19 protein-coding genes are annotated in these 19,065 nt (G+C 40.7%); 10 read left to right on the top strand and 9 right to left on the bottom strand.

Annotation, left to right across the window (positions count from 1 at the left end; genetic code table 11):
• Positions 1 to 37: 37 nt before the first annotated feature.
• Positions 38 to 1,057, top strand: coding sequence for a ferrochelatase (hemH, locus tag J7338_RS11080; RefSeq protein ID WP_210797113.1), 1,020 nt, complete (start codon positions 38 to 40; stop codon positions 1,055 to 1,057).
• Position 1,058: 1 nt separating this feature from the next.
• On the opposite strand, the gene arfB is transcribed toward hemH, so the two are convergent.
• Positions 1,059 to 1,472: an alternative ribosome rescue aminoacyl-tRNA hydrolase ArfB gene (gene arfB, locus J7338_RS11075; protein ID WP_210797112.1), complete on the bottom strand. Its 414-nt coding sequence runs from the start codon at positions 1,470 to 1,472 to the stop codon at positions 1,059 to 1,061.
• 134 nt (positions 1,473 to 1,606) lie between these two features.
• Here arfB and J7338_RS11070 point away from each other — a divergent pair, with 134 nt between their 5' ends.
• On the top strand, positions 1,607 to 2,167 hold the full coding sequence (locus J7338_RS11070; protein ID WP_210797111.1) for a short-chain dehydrogenase: 561 nt from the start codon (positions 1,607 to 1,609) through the stop codon (positions 2,165 to 2,167).
• A 104-nt stretch (positions 2,168 to 2,271) separates the two neighbouring features.
• The gene (locus J7338_RS11065) at positions 2,272 to 6,333 is read left to right on the top strand and encodes a DEAD/DEAH box helicase (RefSeq protein ID WP_210797110.1); all 4,062 of its coding nucleotides are present in this window, start codon (positions 2,272 to 2,274) and stop codon (positions 6,331 to 6,333) included.
• 91 nt (positions 6,334 to 6,424) lie between these two features.
• On the opposite strand, the gene J7338_RS11060 is transcribed toward J7338_RS11065, so the two are convergent.
• The 4 genes from J7338_RS11060 to J7338_RS11045 are packed head-to-tail and all read right to left on the bottom strand — an operon-like array spanning position 6,425 to position 8,350.
• Positions 6,425 to 7,180, bottom strand: coding sequence for a phytanoyl-CoA dioxygenase family protein (locus J7338_RS11060; protein ID WP_210797109.1), 756 nt, complete (start codon positions 7,178 to 7,180; stop codon positions 6,425 to 6,427).
• A gap of 4 nt (positions 7,181 to 7,184) precedes the next feature.
• Positions 7,185 to 7,775: a uracil-DNA glycosylase family protein gene (locus J7338_RS11055; RefSeq protein WP_210797108.1), complete on the bottom strand. Its 591-nt coding sequence runs from the start codon at positions 7,773 to 7,775 to the stop codon at positions 7,185 to 7,187.
• A complete protein-coding gene (locus tag J7338_RS11050) occupies positions 7,765 to 7,941 on the bottom strand; it encodes a VOC family protein (RefSeq protein WP_210797107.1) in 177 nt (58 codons plus the stop codon). The genes J7338_RS11055 and J7338_RS11050 overlap by 11 nt, the downstream gene beginning before the upstream one ends.
• Positions 7,942 to 7,987: 46 nt before the next feature.
• Positions 7,988 to 8,350 (bottom strand): VOC family protein, encoded by a 363-nt coding sequence (locus J7338_RS11045; protein ID WP_210797106.1) that lies wholly within the window; start codon positions 8,348 to 8,350, stop codon positions 7,988 to 7,990.
• Positions 8,351 to 8,609: 259 nt separating this feature from the next.
• On the opposite strand from J7338_RS11045, the gene J7338_RS11040 reads away from it, so the two are divergent.
• Genes J7338_RS11040 through J7338_RS11030 form a run of 3 tightly spaced genes read left to right on the top strand, consistent with a single transcriptional unit; the run spans position 8,610 to position 10,893 of the window.
• Positions 8,610 to 8,954 carry a hypothetical protein gene (locus J7338_RS11040; RefSeq protein WP_210797105.1) on the top strand — a complete coding sequence of 115 codons (345 nt, stop codon included), beginning with the start codon at positions 8,610 to 8,612 and terminating at the stop codon, positions 8,952 to 8,954.
• Entirely contained in the window at positions 8,951 to 10,558 is a 1,608-nt protein-coding gene (locus J7338_RS11035) for a PepSY-associated TM helix domain-containing protein (protein WP_210797104.1), read from the top strand. The genes J7338_RS11040 and J7338_RS11035 overlap by 4 nt, the downstream gene beginning before the upstream one ends.
• Positions 10,558 to 10,893, top strand: coding sequence for a DUF3325 domain-containing protein (locus J7338_RS11030; protein ID WP_210797103.1), 336 nt, complete (start codon positions 10,558 to 10,560; stop codon positions 10,891 to 10,893). Before J7338_RS11035 ends, J7338_RS11030 begins: the two co-directional genes overlap by 1 nt.
• Before the next feature lie 219 nt (positions 10,894 to 11,112).
• Here the strand turns inward: J7338_RS11030 and J7338_RS11025 are convergent, their stop codons facing one another.
• On the bottom strand, positions 11,113 to 12,789 hold the full coding sequence (locus J7338_RS11025) for a hypothetical protein (protein ID WP_210797102.1): 1,677 nt from the start codon (positions 12,787 to 12,789) through the stop codon (positions 11,113 to 11,115).
• 78 nt (positions 12,790 to 12,867) lie between these two features.
• Positions 12,868 to 14,742: an alkaline phosphatase PhoX gene (locus tag J7338_RS11020; protein WP_210797101.1), complete on the bottom strand. Its 1,875-nt coding sequence runs from the start codon at positions 14,740 to 14,742 to the stop codon at positions 12,868 to 12,870.
• A 263-nt stretch (positions 14,743 to 15,005) separates the two neighbouring features.
• On the opposite strand from J7338_RS11020, the gene J7338_RS11015 reads away from it, so the two are divergent.
• Genes J7338_RS11015 through J7338_RS11005 form a run of 3 tightly spaced genes read left to right on the top strand, consistent with a single transcriptional unit; the run spans position 15,006 to position 16,413 of the window.
• Entirely contained in the window at positions 15,006 to 15,455 is a 450-nt protein-coding gene (locus J7338_RS11015; RefSeq protein ID WP_145239874.1) for a YaiI/YqxD family protein, read from the top strand.
• Complete coding sequence (locus J7338_RS11010; protein WP_210797100.1) at positions 15,452 to 15,994, top strand: DUF6942 family protein; 543 nt, start codon at positions 15,452 to 15,454, stop codon at positions 15,992 to 15,994. The genes J7338_RS11015 and J7338_RS11010 overlap by 4 nt, the downstream gene beginning before the upstream one ends.
• Before the next feature lie 53 nt (positions 15,995 to 16,047).
• Positions 16,048 to 16,413: a response regulator gene (locus J7338_RS11005; RefSeq protein WP_210797099.1), complete on the top strand. Its 366-nt coding sequence runs from the start codon at positions 16,048 to 16,050 to the stop codon at positions 16,411 to 16,413.
• Between the two features lie 268 nt (positions 16,414 to 16,681).
• Here J7338_RS11005 and J7338_RS11000 read toward each other — a convergent pair whose 3' ends face one another.
• On the bottom strand, positions 16,682 to 16,921 hold the full coding sequence (locus J7338_RS11000; protein ID WP_210797226.1) for a putative quinol monooxygenase: 240 nt from the start codon (positions 16,919 to 16,921) through the stop codon (positions 16,682 to 16,684).
• Between the two features lie 198 nt (positions 16,922 to 17,119).
• On the opposite strand from J7338_RS11000, the gene J7338_RS10995 reads away from it, so the two are divergent.
• Positions 17,120 to 17,938 (top strand): substrate-binding periplasmic protein, encoded by an 819-nt coding sequence (locus J7338_RS10995; protein WP_210797098.1) that lies wholly within the window; start codon positions 17,120 to 17,122, stop codon positions 17,936 to 17,938.
• Positions 17,939 to 18,311: 373 nt separating this feature from the next.
• Here J7338_RS10995 and J7338_RS10990 read toward each other — a convergent pair whose 3' ends face one another.
• Positions 18,312 to 18,632 carry a helix-turn-helix domain-containing protein gene (locus J7338_RS10990; RefSeq protein ID WP_228732967.1) on the bottom strand — a complete coding sequence of 107 codons (321 nt, stop codon included), beginning with the start codon at positions 18,630 to 18,632 and terminating at the stop codon, positions 18,312 to 18,314.
• Positions 18,633 to 19,065: the final 433 nt, after the last annotated feature.

The following is a 19,065-nucleotide window of genomic DNA, read 5'->3' as shown; positions in this document are numbered from 1 at the left end:
TATTCCATAACCGTCTATTTTGCTTTAGGAGCATTGCGTGTCGCGATTTTCAGCCGTTACCGATAACCCTCATGATCAGCGTTTTAATCAAAAAACAGGGATTTTACTCACCAACTTAGGCAGCCCAGATGCGCCAACCGCTAAAGCACTTCGAATTTACCTAAAAGAATTTTTATCTGATCCACGTATTGTCGAGATCCCTCGCTTACTATGGATGATTATCCTCCATGGCATTATTTTACGTATTCGTCCGAAGCGCTCAGCAAAATTGTACGAAAGTATCTGGACTGAAAATGGCTCGCCACTGACCCATATTACACGCCAGCAAAGCCTTAAATTAAATGCCTTATTAAAACAGCATGGCTATACCAATACCGAAGTGGTTATGGCGATGCGCTACGGTAATCCATCAATCGAAGCCGGCCTTGAAGAGCTTAGAGATAAAGGCTTAACCCGCATTGTTGTGTTGCCACTTTACCCACAATATTCAAGCCCAACCACAGGCTCAACATTTGATGCCGTGGCTAAAGTATTGCGCAAATGGCGCTGGGTGCCAGAGCTGCATTTTATTAATGGTTATCATAAAAACACCACATACATAGAATCCCTAGCTAATAGTATTAGTGAAGACTTACAAACTAATGGCATACCACAAAAATTAGTGTTTTCATATCATGGTATGCCGAAACTGTTTTTAGAACGCGGCGACCCGTATTATTGCTTATGCCTGCAAACAACTCGCTTAGTGGTCGAAAAGCTGGGGCTCGATAAAGAGTTAGTTATCAGCACCTTTCAGAGCCGTTTTGGTAAAGCTGAGTGGTTAAAACCATACACAGACGCCACATTAGAAAGTTTTCCCGCAGAAGGGATTAAAGACGTGGCTATTATCAGCCCTGCATTTAGCGCTGATTGCCTTGAAACACTTGAAGAATTAGAAGGTGAAAACCGAGAGATTTTTGAACAAGCTGGCGGTGAAAAATACCGTTATATAGCTGCGCTAAATGATAGAGACGATCATATTAACGCGTTATTTGAGGTGCTTAAACCAAACTTATAAATTAAACTTTAACACTGCCGCGCAGCGCTTTGGTATTACCATGTTTGGTTTTCTTATCCATGCGTCTGCGCTGTGAATTACGTGTAGGCTTTGTAGCACGACGAGCACGTTCGACCTTAGTGGCTGATAAAATAAGCTGTTTTAGTCGCTTTAACGCATCTTCCCTGTTTAGCTCTTGAGTTCGATGACTTTGCGCTTTGAGAACAATCACACCTTCTTTAGTGATACGACTATCATTTAACGCCAACAACCGCTCTTTATAAAACTCTGGTAACTTTGAGCGATTAATATCAAAGCGAAGGTGGATCGCACTGGCCACTTTATTAACATTTTGACCACCCGCTCCTTGTGAACGAATAGCTGACAGCTCGACTTCCCATTCATCGATTGTTACGGTATTTGAAATAATTAACATGTGGTTCAGCTACATCAGGCAAAAATGTAGTATATCATCTGATGTTAACAGACTAAAACCCTCTTTAATTTATAGCGGTTATCTAATTAATAGTCTTTAATGCAACTAACAATTGAATAAAAAAGGTGCTCAACATGAAAAAAATAATTTTATCTCTTAGTTTGTTAGCAATGAGTTTTTCAAGCCTTGCGGCAGATATCACAGAAAAAGATTTACAAGGTTATATGCAAGCATTACCCGCGGTTGTTGATTGGTCACAAAATCAAGATTCATTAAAAAGCATGGATTTGGGTAGTATGTTAGGTGGCTCTGAAGGGGGCTCGACGGCAATGGCATTAGGCGCCCTTGGTACAATCAAAAATAATGATTTATACAAAGAGTTTGCAGCCCTTACCAATAAATATGGTTTCACGCCTGAACAACTAATTACTGTGGGTTCTGAAGTCTCGATGGCTTACCTTGAAAACATCAAAGGTAATTTATCGCCAGAAAACAAAGATAAAGTAAATCAGTTAATGGGCGGTTTGCAAAGTATGGGCGGCTCGAAAAATAACAGCGCTAGTTCAATGATGGGCACACTTGGTAACTCAGCTAATGCTGCTAATACAGATGCGCCGGTTGTTAGCGAAAGTAATTTAAAACTAATTAAAGAATATATGCCGCAACTACAAAAACTATTTGCCAGAGTGCAATAGGTTTTTATAAAAAAGCGACCTTAGGGTCGCTTTTTTATAGTTGTAACTCCCCCAGCTGAAACTTATACTGGCTGCAACCGTTAGCGACTTTAATTATTGATTTTATGCCATTAAGTACTTTTTCGCCCGCCACAACTGATAACGACCAAAAACAACTGTGTGTATTACTTGCACTGATCATAAGTGGCTCATCGCATGGCTATGAGAACTCTGTCCAGCAGCTCACTAAACGTCTTTATAGTCACATTAAAAATGGCTATTCGTTTTCTCAAGCTGAAGTCGCTAAATACACTAAACAACTCGAATCTAAAGATTTAATTTGGAAGCTCCCCTACGGACCAAACTTTCGTATATCAGTTAGCGCAGTTGCTTATGTAGCTATTAATGCGATAAAACATCAGCCAGTTTTATTGCATGCTTTTTTAACCGAAGCTACAAAAAGCTATTATTACCACGATCAAGCCGTGCACTTTCTGCACCTGCTATTTAATGATCTTGACCGCGCAAAAAGCGGAAAAAAACCGCTCCCTAGTGATTTATCACTTGAGCTTGATAGCGCTTTTGTTAATTTGCTCGCGCAATCACCATACAGCGAGCAACTGTGGCAATGCCTTCCTGAGCAATGGCAACAGCTTTGCTTAGATAACTTTATCCGCGGTCAATTTTTCAACCTCACCAGTGAGCATGCATGGCCGACTCTGATTGCCAAAGCGCTCCCAACAACAGAGCTGAGAAAACGCATTTATCTGAATGAAAATTTAGCCATATTATTACAAGAAGATAATTTTGCTGAATTGCTAGATGATAAAAGAGACCGTGTTTTAGCCACTTTTTATGAAGCAAATACCAATGCCATCAAGGGTGAGTTTATTGATATTGCTTTGATACAGTATAAAAGCGCTTTAACAGCGTTTAGAAAAAACTTTGGCAAAGGCATCTATCCGACCGAGATCACCGGATTACTTTACACTGTATGCCTATTTATCAGTGCAACCGCTGCAGATATTAAACAACTAAATACCTGTCGAAAATGGTATCAAAAAAATCTTGGGGAATTAAGCCACCCAAGCCAAGCGATTGATTATTTGCTGGAAGAGGATTTAGCTAACTATCAAAACCATCGTTTAAGCAACAGCTTAAGTCATCTACTTGGTAACCCGAATGCATTAGCGCCATTATTTTGCTTATTACTGGCAATTATTAAAAACGCCACAGACGAACAGGTAAATCATCTAAGGGGTGATACTGAACTGTTAGAACAGCTCAATAGCGCAATTAGTGCGCATCAACACTGGTTAGCTGAGCAATGCCAGCACTTAGTTAATTGGCTTAGCGATGACACACCATTACCCAATACTGGTTTATTACAGCACTTTACCCGCGTCCCACAATGGCAGCGTTGGCTTAATGATATTAGCCAAATTGATACGCCCACTGCGCAGCAACGAATTGTATGGCAACTGGATTTAACCCATTTAGATTTACCGCTCATACAAGCCAAAGTACAGCAACTCAATGCCAAAGGCGAATGGACCAAAGGTCGTAAAGTAAACGCCCAAGAACTTGCTTATAACCAGTATCAAGATGCATTAACCAGCGCCGATCATAACTTAGTACAAGTGCTAAATAACCATGCCGGATTTGGTTATCACGAAATACATGCAACGGCCGCGGTATTACAAGCACTAATAGGGTTTAAAGGGCTTGAAGATCACAATGGACAGCCACTTACGCTGATCAAAGGCGAGTTTGTCATTGAAATTGCACAAGACAGCAATGATTGCTATCGCCTGGTAATGCAACCGAGTATCAGCGATCCGGACTGTGACTTTTTACTTATCCACAGTCACGCAAATTGTTACCAAGTATTCGCCATTGATGACAAACAGCTCAAATTACTGCAATTATTTGACCAACAACCCAATAATTTAACCGAAGAAAAACTGCCACAACTAAATGCCGCATTACAAGTACTGGCTAACGAGCATCATATTAGCAGCCAGCGTACCGAGTTTGCTCATATCAACAACGTACGCCAAGGCTTGTGTGAATTTGCCGCAGTGATCGCTCTTACCCAATTAGGTATCAACATTAACTTTTATGCCATGCCAAATGGCGTAGACGGCCCTTGGGTTGAACCCGGCATTGGTGCTTTGACACTCGCACATACTGATGATGATCAAACCGACAGCATTGTTATTAAACGTGATTTAAAAGCAGAGCAAAAAGCGTTTAGAAAATTACTGAAAAATATGGCCGGATTATTTGCTGATCGGCAATCACCGCAACATAATCAAATTCAACAGCAATTTTATTTACCTGAAGATATTAGCCAAGCAATTGAGTTACTTGAAGCTGCGCAAAAAGCACAGTCTCTGGTATTAAGTTGGGACGAAACGAGCCAAGGCATGAAAGTTGCCAAAAGCCAGCACCTTTCTCTTAACTTAAATGATGATAACGATTGGTTAAGCGTCAGTGGTAAAATCTCACTCCCTAGCGGCCAAATATACGAATTACAAACCCTGCTTAAAGCCCCGCGCCGCGGCAGCATTTTAGAGTTTTCGGAAGGCAATTCATTATTATTGGATCAGCGTTTAACTAACTTATTAAATCGCTTAGAAGGGATGCAAAATATTGATAAGCACAACTCAAGTGATGAACTACGGATTGCCAACGCGCGTGCATTGCCTTTACACCAAAGCATTGCCGACTTAGGTGATGTCACATTTGGTGACAGCTGGAAAACGCGTTTAGCTAAATTTGAGCAAACTATCGACCCTACCTTACCTGCACATTTAGTCCATATTTTACGAGACTATCAAGTAGTCGGGGTTAAATGGCTAATGCAACTGGCCAACTGGGGACTCAATGCTTGTTTAGCCGATGACATGGGGCTAGGTAAAACCTTACAAACCTTAACCGTGTTACAAATGCGCAGTAGTTTAGGTGCCAGTGTAGTGGTTGCGCCAAAATCTGTGTGTCATAACTGGCAAGTTGAAACCGAGCGATTCGCGCCGGCTTTGCATGTAAAAATCATTGAAAACGCCACTGCATGCGCTGATATTCTGGCAACGGCTGGTAAACACGATTTAGTGATCGTCAGTTATGGTTTACTGCCACTAATTGGTGAACAACTGGCGCAATTTTCTTTTGCTAATATTGTCTTTGACGAAGCACAAGCAATTAAAAACCCCTTGAGTTTAAGAGCTAAAGCCGCATTTGCACTCAATGGTCAATTTAAAATTGGCCTGTCAGGCACGCCAATCGAAAACCATTTAGGTGAACTGTGGAGCTTGTTTAACTTTTTAATGCCAGGCTTTTTACATACCCTGCCAGTATTTAAAAAGCGCTTTGGTAACGCCGATAAAAATCAACAACAAGCCGATACTCTAAAAACCCTCATTGCTCCATTTATTCTGCGTCGAACCAAACAAACGGTATTGACCGAGTTACCAGAAAAAACCGAAATAAACTTAACCTTCGCATTAAGTGAAAAAGAGCAAGCACTGTACGAAGCAACTCGTTTAAACGCACTTGAACAAGCAAATCAGGAAGACAGCCAATACATTGCTATCTTGGCGTCATTAACTAAATTACGCCGCGCTTGTATTGCCCCGCAGTTGTTACTGGAAAATAGTAAGTTGCCATCGAGTAAACTCGACACTGCAGAAGCGATTATTGAAGAATTACTAGAAAACAACCACCAAGCGCTGATCTTCAGCCAATTTGTCGATGTGTTAAAACTGGTTGAAAAACGCTTACAAAAACGCGGCATCGATTATTGTTATCTTGACGGCAGCATGAGCACTAACAAACGCAAACAACAAGTTGATAAATTTCAAGCAGGTCATGCACCACTGTTTTTGATCAGCTTAAAAGCAGGCGGCACGGGGCTTAATTTAACCGCGGCTGATTATGTACTGCATCTCGATCCGTGGTGGAATCCTGCGGTTGAACAACAAGCATCCGATCGCGCGCATCGCCTAGGGCAAACACGCCCCGTTACTGTGTACCGGCTGATAGCACAAAATACCATTGAAGAAAAAATCCTGCAATTGCACGAACATAAACAAGCACTCGCAGATAAAGTACTCGCCGGCAGTGGTGATGCTGGGCAAATGTCTAAAGATCAACTACTGGCGCTATTAAGTAACAGCGAAATGTAGCTCAGACCTGTTTATCTTTCGAGATATAACAGCAGCCCATGTGGTTTTAGGCAAGGCCTATGTGGTTTTATGCAAGGTCTATGTAGCGCGGTTATTCTTGGTGTGCCAAAGTAACCGCAAAGGCACTGGCATCTTCTAATGTCGAAAGCATCGCTGGAGTAGGCAGACAGATATCCTGAACAAAATGCAGTACATGGGGCTGTGGCTCACCAAAAAGAATATCCAGTGCTAAACGGTCTTTACCGTATAAACCACGGTGGATCATATTTGCCGAGAAAATTAATAAATCCCCCGCATGCATTTCTATCACATGGCCGGTGGCTAAATCATCACTGGTGTTGTTGTGTTCAATGGCCATCCTAGTTGCCAGCTCATCTGGTGTATCCCAACGCCGATGAGTACCTGGGACTAACTCAATGCCCGGCTCGTCTTCGAGCGCAATCCGACAATGTATTACTTCAGGACCCAATAACGCAGCTTGCTGCTCCGCTAGGCTTAAATGGTACTGCATATCACGGTGCCAATAATTTTCTTGCTCAGGGTTAACCGGATTAAAAAACAACTGAGTATTCATAAAAGCCGCAGGTTCAAGTATCGAATCAACTTGGGCCATTAACTTATGGCTGGCAATAAACTTAAACAACACCAATCGCTGGGCTTCATCTAAATAGGTGTTTGCAGTTAAGTAAGCGCTATTAACCGCCTTGGTTTGATAAAACTGTTGATTATCAGCAATCCATTGATGATGAAAACAATTGATCACTTCTCGCTCATGCACAAGTTCACGTTCAGTGTAAAAACCTTTTACATGAAAAAAACCATGCTGCTCAAATTGGGTATTGATCATCAAACTAATCATCCTCACATTGCAAAATTGCTTGAATAGTTTGCGCCAACTGTGGCACCACATCACGCTCAAACCAAGGGTTTTTAGTTAGCCAAATATTATTACGCGGACTCGGGTGCGGCAATGGCAAAACTTCTGGCCAATACTCACGCCATGATTTTACTAACTCAGTGAGGGGTAAATGTTTTGTGTGTGGTAAATGGTACGCTTGGGCATATTTACCCAGCACTATGGTTAACTTAATATTGGACAGTGCCGCTAAAAGCTGCGAACGCCATGCAGGTGCGCATTCTTTACGCGGCGCTAAATCGCCTGACTTACCTTTACCTGGGTAACAAAAGCCCATCGGCAAAATAGCAACCTTAGTTGCATCATAAAAATCGCATGGCTTAAGCCCTAACCACTCGCGCAGCCGCTTGCCACTGGCATCATCAAATGGAATGCCACTTTGGTGTACTTTAAGCCCCGGCGCTTGCCCTGCAATTAAAATACGCGCACTGGGATTAAATTGCAGCACCGGACGCGCGCCAAGCGCCAGCTCAGGCTCACAGATCACGCATTGACTAACTTGCTTTAACAAGGTGCTAGCCATCATCACTACTTTGCCCTATTCGCCACAGCACACCACTTGGATCATAAATAATAAAATCAATCATTTGCCACGCGATTTGAAAGCCCATATGCTGATAAAACGCACAACTAAGCGCAAAATCTTTTGCTGGTACAAATGCTTTAATTTCTTCGCAACTCAAATCTGTCATTCAATTCATTTCCTTGAGTTAGTAAAATTATGATCTATTTTTTCGTTCAATTATGTTCTGACCACACTGCAAATTCATTGCCACTGGGCTCGGTAAAATGGAATCGGCAGCCCCCTGGAAAATCAAAAATTGGTTTTATAATACTCCCGCCATATTGCTCTACTTTAGCCTGTGTTTGCGCAATATCCTCGCTATAAAATACTAACAAAGCTGCACCATGTTGCGTTAATGAGCTAAGTGGTGCTTGATAAAAACCGCCATCGAGTCCTGCTGTCTCAGCATTAAATGACGTATATTCAGGGCCATAATCAATAAATTGCCAATCAAAAACCGTACTAAAAAATGTCTTTGTGGCAATTAAATCAACGGCGGCGAATTCAACATAATTAAGTTTTTTATGTGCTAACATAGTGATCCCTATAAATTAAACTAACTGCTTATAGCCTACCAATAACTAAGCATACAAGCAGCTGAAAAATTTGCGAACTTTTCCAATTAAAACAGTAAAGGATAGCAATAGATCATTATTTAACTAAGTAAATGTGCTGAGTATTGCCAAGCTCTCATCGCAACAAACAACAAAGAAAATACGAATCACTATCTTTTCCATATCTATAATATATAATAGCCTCTTTATTCGCCCCCACTTGGGACTTTGAGGGATCATCATGCATGCTCAATCTGTCAAAAACAGCCAAATACTCTCTATAAGATCTAAATTAAACCAGGCTTATCAAGCTCATACATATCGTTTTGCTGTTATCTCGCGCTTTTTTGCTGCCATTGTTGGTGGTTATGTCTTTACTGCCGTGTTTACTGCGTTACTGAGTATTATTTTACCATTGAAAAAGTCAGATGCCGTATTACTTAGTATCACCCTGACTATTTTAGTGTACAGCTGCGTGTTTATTTGGGTGTTTGCAGTTAAATCACTCAATAAAATATGGATCACTATTTTACTAACTACTTCAGGGTGTGCTCTGATCTTATCATTACTTAAAGGTTGGCTATGAAAGAGAGTTTTTTCCGCTCCATGACCTGGATGCATACCTGGGTTGGGTTATTAGTATGCTGGCTACTCTATTTAATATTTTTTGCCGGTACAGTGAGTTTTTTTCGGGACGAAATAACGCTTTGGAATCAACCAGCACTGCACAATGTACAAGCGCCAGAACAGCGTGTAGCGCAACAGCGCAGCCAAATCATCAGTGGTATTAATTACCTACAAAATGCAGGCCCAGAGTCTACGCGTTGGGGAATTTACTTGCCCACAGAGCGAAAACCGCAGCTTAACTATGCTTATGAAAAGCCTCGTCCTGAAGGGAAGCGTTTTGGTGGTTGGCAAGAGCACAATATCAACCCACAAACCGGTGACGAAATAGCACAAACAAGAGACACCAGAGGGGGTAACTTTTTTTATCGACTGCATTTTGACCTACATTATATTGATGTACGCACAGCTCGTTGGATTGTCTGCTTTGCGAGCTTATTTATGTTGGTAGCGCTGATATCTGGGGTGGTGATCCACAAACGTATTTTTAAAGATATGTTTAGCTTTCGTGCCAACAAAGGCAGCCGCAGTTGGTTAGATGGTCATAATGTATCGTCAGTATTGGCGTTACCTTTTCATATTATGATCACCTATACAGGCCTAATTACGCTAATATTTATGTTATTCCCCTATCCCGCATTGACCGCATACGAAGATGGCATTCGTGGTTTATTTAACGATGTGTCACCCACTAATGTACGCACCAAAACTAGCCCTGATAGCGCTCCATTAATAGCCATCGATACTATTTTAGATCAAGTTTATACTAACTGGCCTGATGCTGACTTAACACAAATTTCAATTCGTGATCCAAATAAAGCCTCAGCCACAATTACAGTCCGTGCAGATACCGGTAGCCTAGTTCGCGACCAAACACCCACCTTATTATTTAACGGTGTAGATGGCAGCTTAATAGCTAAAACTGCTGCCCAGTTAACCAATACTGAGGTGTTCTATGACTCGCTAACAGCCCTACACACAGGCCGTTTAGCTAACCCATTATTACGCTGGTTATACTTTTTATGCGGCGTAGCTGGCTGTGTAATGATAGCAACTGGCTGTATTATGTGGGCTAAGCGTATTCGCGAACGCATGAAAAAAGACCAACCCGCTACAATTGGCTTAAAGTTGGTAGAAGGGTTAAACCTTGCCACATTAATGGGCTTACCACTTGCAACCTGCGCATTTTTTATTGCCAACCGGTTACTGCCTATGACAACCCCTGAGCGCGCAGATAAAGAAATACTTGCATTCTTTATGACTTGGCTAGCCGTTGCTTTGTTTGCGCTATTTAAACGCGCAAGGCCGCAGTGGATTTTACTCGCGTGGATAAACGCTATCGCCTGTATCAGCGTGCCTGTTATTAATGCTCTTACCACCAATGGCAATCTAATCAGCTACTTACTAAACGGCCAGTGGGCATTATTTAGTTTTGATTTAATGTGTTTAGTATTTGCAGCCTTATTTGTAGTTCAGGCCAAAAAAATACCAACTCACACTCCGGCTAAAACACCGCAACAACGGACACGCCGTTCAGCAAAAACTAAGTTACAGGAGCAATCATAATGCATGAATTACTGCAATTGAACCTATGTTTACTGGCCTTTAATTGTTTTGCTTTGGCTAAATTTAATCATTACCGTGATGTATTTAAAACCCGCCCTAGCGACAAACTAAGTAAACAGTTTTTGATTGCTGCTTGGATCAGTATTTTACTAAGCTTAGCGCTGAGTGTTGTACAAAATAACGGCTACGGTGCTTTACTATTTTGTGGTTATATGGCGCTAAGTGTCTTAATATTAATGATTTTTTACAGTTTCAAAGCATCTTGGGTAAAAATAATGAGTGCTTTAAATATCACCGTTGTAATGCTCAGCGGACTATTTTTAACTGTTTTTTAAGCTTAGTTAGTAAAAATATGATCTGAACAAAAAAAAAGGCAAACTAACTTAGTTTGCCTCTATCCAAATGATTTGGTTATAAATAGTAGGGGGATACTCATGTCACAAATAGCTTGATTGAAGCTATTGCCAATCAAGCTATGTGGAATATGATATCCCCCTAATGTGTCATATTTATTACCTAGTAATTACTTTTTAATATAAAAAATATCAAACCTATTACTGTGTAGCAGTAGACCAATCTAATTGCATGTCCCACACATAACGGTTTTGTTCTTCAAGTGGTGCTTGTGAGTCGTCAACTGTTTGCAGTACATTTTTAGCTTTTAGTAATGTGGCATCGCGGCCAAATAAGTAGCTCTGCTCTTTCATGATCGTAAAGTAGGCTTTATTAAGCTTAGTTGCGCGTTCTTTAGAAGGCGTAATTAACTCATATAAATTTTTCGCCTGTTTCACTCTTTGCTTGTTCACAGTGCCATCTTGATTAAACCAACGCATGAGCATTTCTTGATTTTGACGAAATTCATCCCCGCCACCAACACGTTCAAAATAAGTTAAAAACTCCCCTTGCTGCTCACCTTTAGTTGGTACATCGGTCATGGCTTTTAAATCAATATAACCCCAGCCATCACGCCCTTGTACTTTACGCGGAAATGAAAAGCTTTGATCATAAGTTGATCCCACCGTTTTATGACAGCCATTACAAAATGCCAGCTCTTGTTTATGTTGAGGCCTCAGCTCACCTTGAGCATCTTCGATATAACCGTTTATAGTCCAACCAAACATATTATTTATGCCTTTATCGCCTAGATAACGAGTTTGTGGCAAGTTTTCAAAGTGCTTTTCTTTCGCCTCTTTATAATACGAGGAGGCCAGCAGTTGCTTAGATTTAAAGCGATGCTTTTTCATATAGCGTACTTCTTTCATGCGGGGTGCATTGTAGACTTGACCAGCCTCATCAACACCTATGTAACGTACCGTATGTAAAAACTCAGTATCTTGTGGATATAACTGATAACTTAACTCTATGCCTTTTGCATCCCCTACATAAGTGGGCTGCTTAGTTATATTACTTACCAATGCTGATAGCCTGCCATCGTTATTTAGATCCTGGCCAATACGCTGCTCTGAAATATCTGGTGTACTTATTTGTGCTAAATCTTTTATCGCCATTTCAACCAGACTTAAGTTAGCAATATAAACATCCTGATTATAAATGCCGTCACGTTCACGAAATACTTTACCAAGGCGGATCATTACATCATCGGTTGAACCGTTGGTTGGCCAAAAAGTACTTGGAAAAGGTTTATAGTTAAAGGCAACCCAATGACTACCATCTTTAGCAAAACCTTTCTCATTAAATGCTTGATCAGGGTAAGCTAAATTTTTAACTTCCGCTATTTCACCTTGCCAATCAGGGTTAGCTTTGAGTTTTTTGATAAAATTACTGTAATTATCTTGATTTACCCAACTATTTATTTGATCGTCAGAAATTCCCACAATTAAATTGCTTCTATCAATAAAAAGATTCTTCCAATGGTTTTTAAGTCCAAGATCTGAAAACTCGTACACACCTTGTAAATGACCATCATTCATTGTATTTGGGCGGTTTTTATCTTGCTTATCGGTTTGATGACAAGCATAGCAAGGGTTATTTTTGCCCTCGGTTTTGGTATAACACTGCGGTGGAATAACCGATTCAGGATTATATTCTTCATCATGTTGCATATACGCAAGTGCAGGAATATCATCGCCCTCTTGATAAGGCGCTGAATATTTTGTGGCAGATGATGAAGAGTGTTGAACATACGCAACGTCGCCCATCGGCGTCTCGTTATCAAAACACCCAGAGAGTAAAACAACGTTCAGTAATATAAAGGGGGATAAATACTTCATTTTTATGACTCTATTTTTTTCAAAAAATGGGTAAACGCAGGGTTTACCCACCTAAAAACGCTTTATCTAACGCTTAAATTACTTAGACTGTGGATCGTACATCCACAATGTGTTGTTTTCTTGGAAGCCATCTTCACCAATAATGATACGGCCATCACGCATTACAATCACGTTGTCTGGTTGTGAAAGTTGTTCAACATCACAACGCTCTGCGCCCGTCAAGCTTGAACGATATGTACCGCCCATAATCACCGGTTCAATACGAGTTAAGCTGTAACTTGAATCAATGTGCGCGCGGTATACACCACCGCAGTCTTTTACTCGGCGTGATAGTTGAATATCCCCTTCATCATCAACCATAGTCTTATCGAGATCTGAAATACCGATATACATATACGCTTTTGTGACAACTTCATTTGCAATAACATCTTGCCCTGTGATCGCTTCGAGTACGCGATCATGATTGATGCTAATACCTTCAAGCTTGCGCCATTCAGCGGTTGCCCCCTTCATTTTAGCCGCTTGGCGAGACTCTAAAAATGCTGCGCGGTTATCCATCGGTTTGCCTGCTGTAACAGGGCTACCACCTTCAGCCTCGCTAGGGTATGTAGCTTTACCATCTGCCCATGCTTGTACATCAGCCAGTGACAAATAACTTGTTTTACCAGCAACATAATCGCTGGTATTAATGCCATCATATTGTGCAATCCAGGTTTCAATATCAACATTACTACCACTGGCAAGCTCAACCCACTGCACATCAAAACCAGTTACAGTAGGCTCGTTTAAGCCGGCATCTTGAGTCAATTTTGCGCCATATAAAGTACCTGCAGATAAATCTTCTGGTTGGTCGGCAATAAATTTAAATAATACCCCACCGGTATCATCTTGTGATGAATACACTGTACGACGATCTGGCATAACCACTGAGTTTTCATGCTCATAACGACCAATGGTGTAATGCTTTACCACTTCTGGCGCATCGGTCATTGGTTTTTGAATTTCCGCGATATAGCCATAGCGGTAAGGATTTGGGAAATCAGGAGCAACGAGTGCTTCCATCCCATCTGTACCTGTATCACTGGGGTCATTCCATGATGCATCTGTGGTTGAGTTAACTGTTGAATTAACGATCCACTCTTCTGAAGTTAGCGGGGTGCCCCACGGAGAAATGGATCCAAAACAGTTAGCAGCTGTACCCTTCACTGCATCAAAGTTGATCATCATAGCATCGGTCACAGACCAAGCACCTTCAGCACTTTTTGACATTTTTAATCGGCTTACGCCACCTGGGTATGATTCCCAGTTAGTAAATAGATAGCCTTCGTTTTCGCCTGCAGCAATATAACCATTAAAATCTGGATTATTATTTTCGATGATTTTTTGATTATTGTTAATACCGTAGTGCACACCTAAACCACCTGCCAAACCACTGTCACCTAACTCAGTATAAGTATCACCGGTTTGACCAAGAATTTGATATTCACCAAGCGCTGCGATCACAGTTTGGCGTTCAAACTCACTTTCAGGTACTGGTGAATTGATAATATTACGCGGTAAATTATTAAAGTTTACCCCACGTAATACGCCAACAGTTCCTCGATCGATAATTTTATCATTAACAGAATCTTTTGCCGTATTTGTATCTGACGGATGTTGAACGTTAAAAAATAAGTCACCGCCATCACTTAAGAAAATGCCTGTTACTTCAGCACCAGCTGGCACAGTTGCTAATCGTGTTAAGCCACTGCCACCATTTTTGCCATCAACACCATTTGTGCCATCGCTGCCGTTAGTTCCATCAGAACCATTCACACCCTTACTGCCATCTACACCTGCTTCACCAACAGGGCCTTGTGAACCGATCTCGCCCTGTTTTCCGTCGTCTCCGTTACACGCTGTTAGTGCTAGAGTGACGGCTCCAGCAATTAAAGATAATGCTACACGCCTCATTACTTACTCCTTGAAATTGGCCTGTTAAAAGTTTTAACCGAGCCTGATTATTGTTAGAAATTTCAAGAATAAGTATGACCAGAAGTTGTTTCCATTTTCTTACATATAAATGATACTTTAGGGACATCACCTTGGCTAATGAATTACATTTTCATAGTTGCATTAACTAACAAGGGGTATTAATTATTAAAAGCTAAAAAATACTAGTTGTTCTAAAAGCCTTAGGTTAGGATCATTTTTTTACTAACTATTAGAAGCTAACAATGAAGATATGGGTTGATGCTGACGCCTGTCCAGTGGTGATCAAAGAAATTTTATTTCGTGCCGCAGAGCGTACGCAAACTGAAACAATTTTAGTCGCTAATCATGCAATGCGTATTCCGCCTTCAAAATACATTAGCCGGTTGCAGGTCTCATCAGGATTTGATGTGGCTGATGACGAAATCGTCAAACGTATTGCAGCCAATGATTTAGTGATCACCGGTGATATTCCGCTAGCATCAGAAGTAATCGATAATGGCGGCCAAGCGCTAAATCCTCGCGGCGAACTGTATACCAGTGAAAATATTCGCTCGTTACTAAATGTGCGCGATTTTATGGATACTATGCGTTCAAGTGGCGTTGAAATGAACGGCGGACCGCCACCACTTAGCCAAAGTGATCGTCAAAACTTTGCTAATAATCTAGACCGCATTCTAGCTAAAAATAAATGAGTAAGGCTGCAAGTAATATAGGCTTTGGTGACCCAGCTTTTACAGTCGCTGTGTATATAGCAAATGTACCACCGATGCCACAGTACACCAACCTAAGAACAGTGACGTCATGTGTGGATGGACAAATTGCCTGCATCAACCAAGCCTGTGGTAATGGCTGGCGTAAAGTATTTAATGTATATGCTAAAGTGTTATTTGCACTGCCTAGCGAGCATTACCAATTCGCCAAACTCGCCCCGAGTTGGCAACACTATCGTGATGAACAACTGCTGCAGCTTAATAGCCAAACTGCCTTACTTTTTAGCCCTCCGGTTTTAAATAACAATAATACCTTGCATATTATTGCCGGACGCACCTATGCTAAAGCGCTGCTTCAGCAAGGACACCTACAGTGCCAATTACTGTGGTTAGATGAAGAATTTGCTATCGATAAAGTAAACAAGTTGATTGTGTGTCCATACTTTGATTACCGCCAACTTAGCAATATAAAAATAGCACGACTTAGTCAGCTAGTTGCCCAGTGTTTTGTGGCAGAGTAAGACTTTGTTAACTAACCTTAAGGTAATTTGAGTATTATGGACAATTTAACTTTATGAAAATCCTCGTCGTTGACGATATGCCTTTGATGCGCCATGTATTAATAAATATGTTAAGAAAACTAAATTATCACAATATTGTTGAAGCGACAGATGGAATACAAGCATTAACTTTATTACAAAACCAAGGCTATGATTTAGTTATCACCGACTTGCATATGCCAAAAATGGATGGCAAAACTTTACTCAATCGTATTCGTGATGACCAAGAGTTAGCCGAAATTCCGGTGTTAATGATCACCTGCGAAGACAGCTCCACAGCAATCAAAGAAATTATCGCCGCGAAAGTGTCTGGCTTTATTGTAAAACCTTTTAATTTAAATGTGTTAGATAGCCAGTTAAAGAAAGTTATGAAGTTATGAAGTAGAAATTGAGAAAGTTAGTTAGTCAATCTCAACGTTACTTTAAACATTATTTAAGTGCGTCATCATCTTGCTCAAATCTAGATAATAACCAAGCTTGAAAAGCGATTACCTTTGGCCAATTAAAATGCTCCTTAGGGCCCACTAAATAATATTTATAGTGGCAGTTATATTCAAAATGGAGGGGAATTCTAACTGTGTAACTCTGGATATTGCCCCCCAAAACGAATGCCCAAATCAACCTTTCAGCGACATAAAGCCACTATATTTAGGTTTCAGTTAAGTTATTTATTTCCACAGCTTTCGCTAATGCACTCTCATAAAATGTAAAAACCTGTTTTGTATAAGCTTGTTGATAATACTCATCAAATGCTTGTTGCGATACAAACCGCTCAACCAAAAATAAGCATGTTTTATTATCACCCGTGTATAACTCAAAGCGAATACAGCCCGCTTCAGCTAAAGTGGGTGCCACAATCGCTTGTAATTTACGTTTACACTCAGCAATTAAAGCGTCGTTGTCAGCGAGGTTTACGTTGCTTTACCTTACACCACAATCAGGTTTCACTCATCAGACAACTCTTATAAGCCGCACACATGTTTATTAACTAATTCGCTTTTGCGTGATCGCTACTGTAGTATCATAAATGAATAATTTATAACCAACACAGATTTTTTACCATGTTCATAAATACTAAATTACACAATGCGAACAGCTAAACGATTACGCAACATATGCACCGTCAGTCTGTTACTCCTGTTGTGTGTAAGTAACGCCAGTAAAGCGGTGCCAGCAGCGCAAAATATTGACTCAACGACAATTCAACTTAGCGCAGGTGAATGGCCGCCTTTTCTTAGTGACTCGCTGCCCTACCAAGGTGTAGTAGCGCATTTAATTCGCGATATATTTGCAGAAGCAGGGATTACCGTTAACTTTACATTTTTACCTTGGTCACGGGCATATCACGATACCGAAAATAACAAATATGCCGCTACTGCGGTATGGATGTTCAGTGACGAAAGAGCAACGGCTTACTTATATAGCGAACCGGTACTCAGTGAAAAATTTGTGTTTTTTTATCAAAAGCAACGCCATTTTGATTGGCAAAATATTGCAGATTTAAAAGGCCTATTACTCGGTGGTGGGCTTGGCTATAGTTATGGCTCAGAGTTTGATAAAGCCCTTGCCGAAGGCTCTTTTGAAATGTCGCGGGTAGGTAATACCGAGCAAAACTTCCGCCGTTTAGCACTAGGGCGCATCGACGCCTTTGCTGAAGAGCAAAGTGTTGGCTACTTTACCCTCAAACATCAACTCCCCGAGCTTGTTAATGTTATTAACCATCACCCCAAACCCCTGTTAATTAATAAAAGCTTCTTACTATTTCCAAAAAATAGCAGCGAAAGTGAAAAACTGCTTAACACCTTTAATCAGTACTTATTACAGTTTAAGCAAAACGGCCGTTACCAAGCTTACTTTAAAGGTTTAGAGCAAGGTGATTATCTTCCCCAAGTCAAGTTACAGTAGCGAGTTAACCCGTAGATCATGCTTTATGTGACAATAAGCCTAACCTAACCCGGCGTATACTTAGAGCGACCTTTTACACTTTAATCAGATACTGGCATTGCAACTATCATTCGCCTCATTAGATGAGTTAGAAAGAGTTAAGTTGGCGGGCTAACAGAGAAAAGCTGTAAAATGCACTACCGCTGAGATTTAAATAATCGACCTTCGTTGCAGCGATTTTATATCGCGACTTGTTTTGCGCTTAATCTTTAAACCAGCGATAACAGCCAAACACTCCCATAAAGGCAAGACAGCCAACAGCCACTAATTGCCAAACGTTGTAGTTATAGCCTTCTTTTGCGATTGACCGATAAACACATCTAAACGATTGGTGTTAGTACCATTGTTCATCGCTCACCTCTTCATTGCTATGAGCTATATCATCACTGACAAGGCTGAACGACAACCCTAAATACTCCATAACTTTTAGTATATTATGCAGTTGCACAGTTACATCACCTTTTTCTATTTTTATTAGCGTAGGCTTAGAAATAGCAAGCGCTTGTGATACATCCACTAATGTCAGCTTCATACCAGTTCGCTTTGCAGTAATGGCTTTAGCCAGCTGCATGGGTGAAAATGGCTTAGAAAGCTCAGGCATTTCAGTACGCTTAACAACTCTTCCGAGTGTTTTTTTGACGGAGGAATCGCTCATTTATGGTCAACTATAGTTTACTTATACAACCAATTCTAGAATACCTTAAGAAAAAGTCAACGATACTTTACTTTTAGACTAAATAATTAATCAACAAGACCATAAGTAAAATGTATTTAACTTATGGTGGCTTGTAATTAAATTAAAACCCATAAGTAAATTTTAATTGACTAGTTTATAGCGTAAAACTGGCAAGTTGAAAAACAGGCTACGAATTAACCCTAGCCACTAGTCACTTCCCTAAAGCCTAACACCTTTTACTACCGTAGGCGTTAAGCTTGCTGACGCGAAAAGCGCAGCTTTAAAATTGTAGGCGGGAGTTTACCTCGCGCTTTGGTTTTTAATTAACCTGAGATCTGCTTAAGCGATAACTAATGCGTTAAGCTCTACGTCAGTTAAATTAAGGTGTGGCTTATTTTCTTTAAAGCAATAT

This window comes from Pseudoalteromonas ostreae, assembly GCF_018069805.1.
Lineage (GTDB): Bacteria > Pseudomonadota > Gammaproteobacteria > Enterobacterales > Alteromonadaceae > Pseudoalteromonas > Pseudoalteromonas ostreae.
The sequence above is the reverse complement of the archived record's forward strand: the minus strand, read 5'-3'. Positions and strand labels throughout refer to the sequence as shown.

Bases quoted from the DNA above. Each gene is read 5' to 3' on its own strand.
- J7338_RS11060 (WP_210797109.1), bottom strand. From the start codon at position 7,180: ATGATCAATACCCAATTTGAGCAGCATGGTTTTTTTCATGTAAAAGGT.
- J7338_RS10995 (WP_210797098.1), top strand. From the start codon at position 17,120: ATGCGAACAGCTAAACGATTACGCAACATATGCACCGTCAGTCTGTTA.
- J7338_RS11055 (WP_210797108.1), bottom strand. From the start codon at position 7,775: ATGATGGCTAGCACCTTGTTAAAGCAAGTTAGTCAATGCGTGATCTGT.
- J7338_RS11070 (WP_210797111.1), top strand. From the start codon at position 1,607: ATGAAAAAAATAATTTTATCTCTTAGTTTGTTAGCAATGAGTTTTTCA.
- J7338_RS11010 (WP_210797100.1), top strand. From the start codon at position 15,452: ATGAGTAAGGCTGCAAGTAATATAGGCTTTGGTGACCCAGCTTTTACA.
- J7338_RS11050 (WP_210797107.1), bottom strand. From the start codon at position 7,941: ATGACAGATTTGAGTTGCGAAGAAATTAAAGCATTTGTACCAGCAAAA.
- J7338_RS11045 (WP_210797106.1), bottom strand. From the start codon at position 8,350: ATGTTAGCACATAAAAAACTTAATTATGTTGAATTCGCCGCCGTTGAT.
- J7338_RS11015 (WP_145239874.1), top strand. From the start codon at position 15,006: ATGAAGATATGGGTTGATGCTGACGCCTGTCCAGTGGTGATCAAAGAA.
- J7338_RS11020 (WP_210797101.1), bottom strand. From the start codon at position 14,742: ATGAGGCGTGTAGCATTATCTTTAATTGCTGGAGCCGTCACTCTAGCA.
- J7338_RS11065 (WP_210797110.1), top strand. From the start codon at position 2,272: ATGCCATTAAGTACTTTTTCGCCCGCCACAACTGATAACGACCAAAAA.
- arfB (WP_210797112.1), bottom strand. From the start codon at position 1,472: ATGTTAATTATTTCAAATACCGTAACAATCGATGAATGGGAAGTCGAG.
- J7338_RS11030 (WP_210797103.1), top strand. From the start codon at position 10,558: ATGCATGAATTACTGCAATTGAACCTATGTTTACTGGCCTTTAATTGT.
- J7338_RS11040 (WP_210797105.1), top strand. From the start codon at position 8,610: ATGCATGCTCAATCTGTCAAAAACAGCCAAATACTCTCTATAAGATCT.
- J7338_RS10990 (WP_228732967.1), bottom strand. From the start codon at position 18,632: ATGAGCGATTCCTCCGTCAAAAAAACACTCGGAAGAGTTGTTAAGCGT.
- J7338_RS11005 (WP_210797099.1), top strand. From the start codon at position 16,048: ATGAAAATCCTCGTCGTTGACGATATGCCTTTGATGCGCCATGTATTA.
- J7338_RS11025 (WP_210797102.1), bottom strand. From the start codon at position 12,789: ATGAAGTATTTATCCCCCTTTATATTACTGAACGTTGTTTTACTCTCT.
- J7338_RS11035 (WP_210797104.1), top strand. From the start codon at position 8,951: ATGAAAGAGAGTTTTTTCCGCTCCATGACCTGGATGCATACCTGGGTT.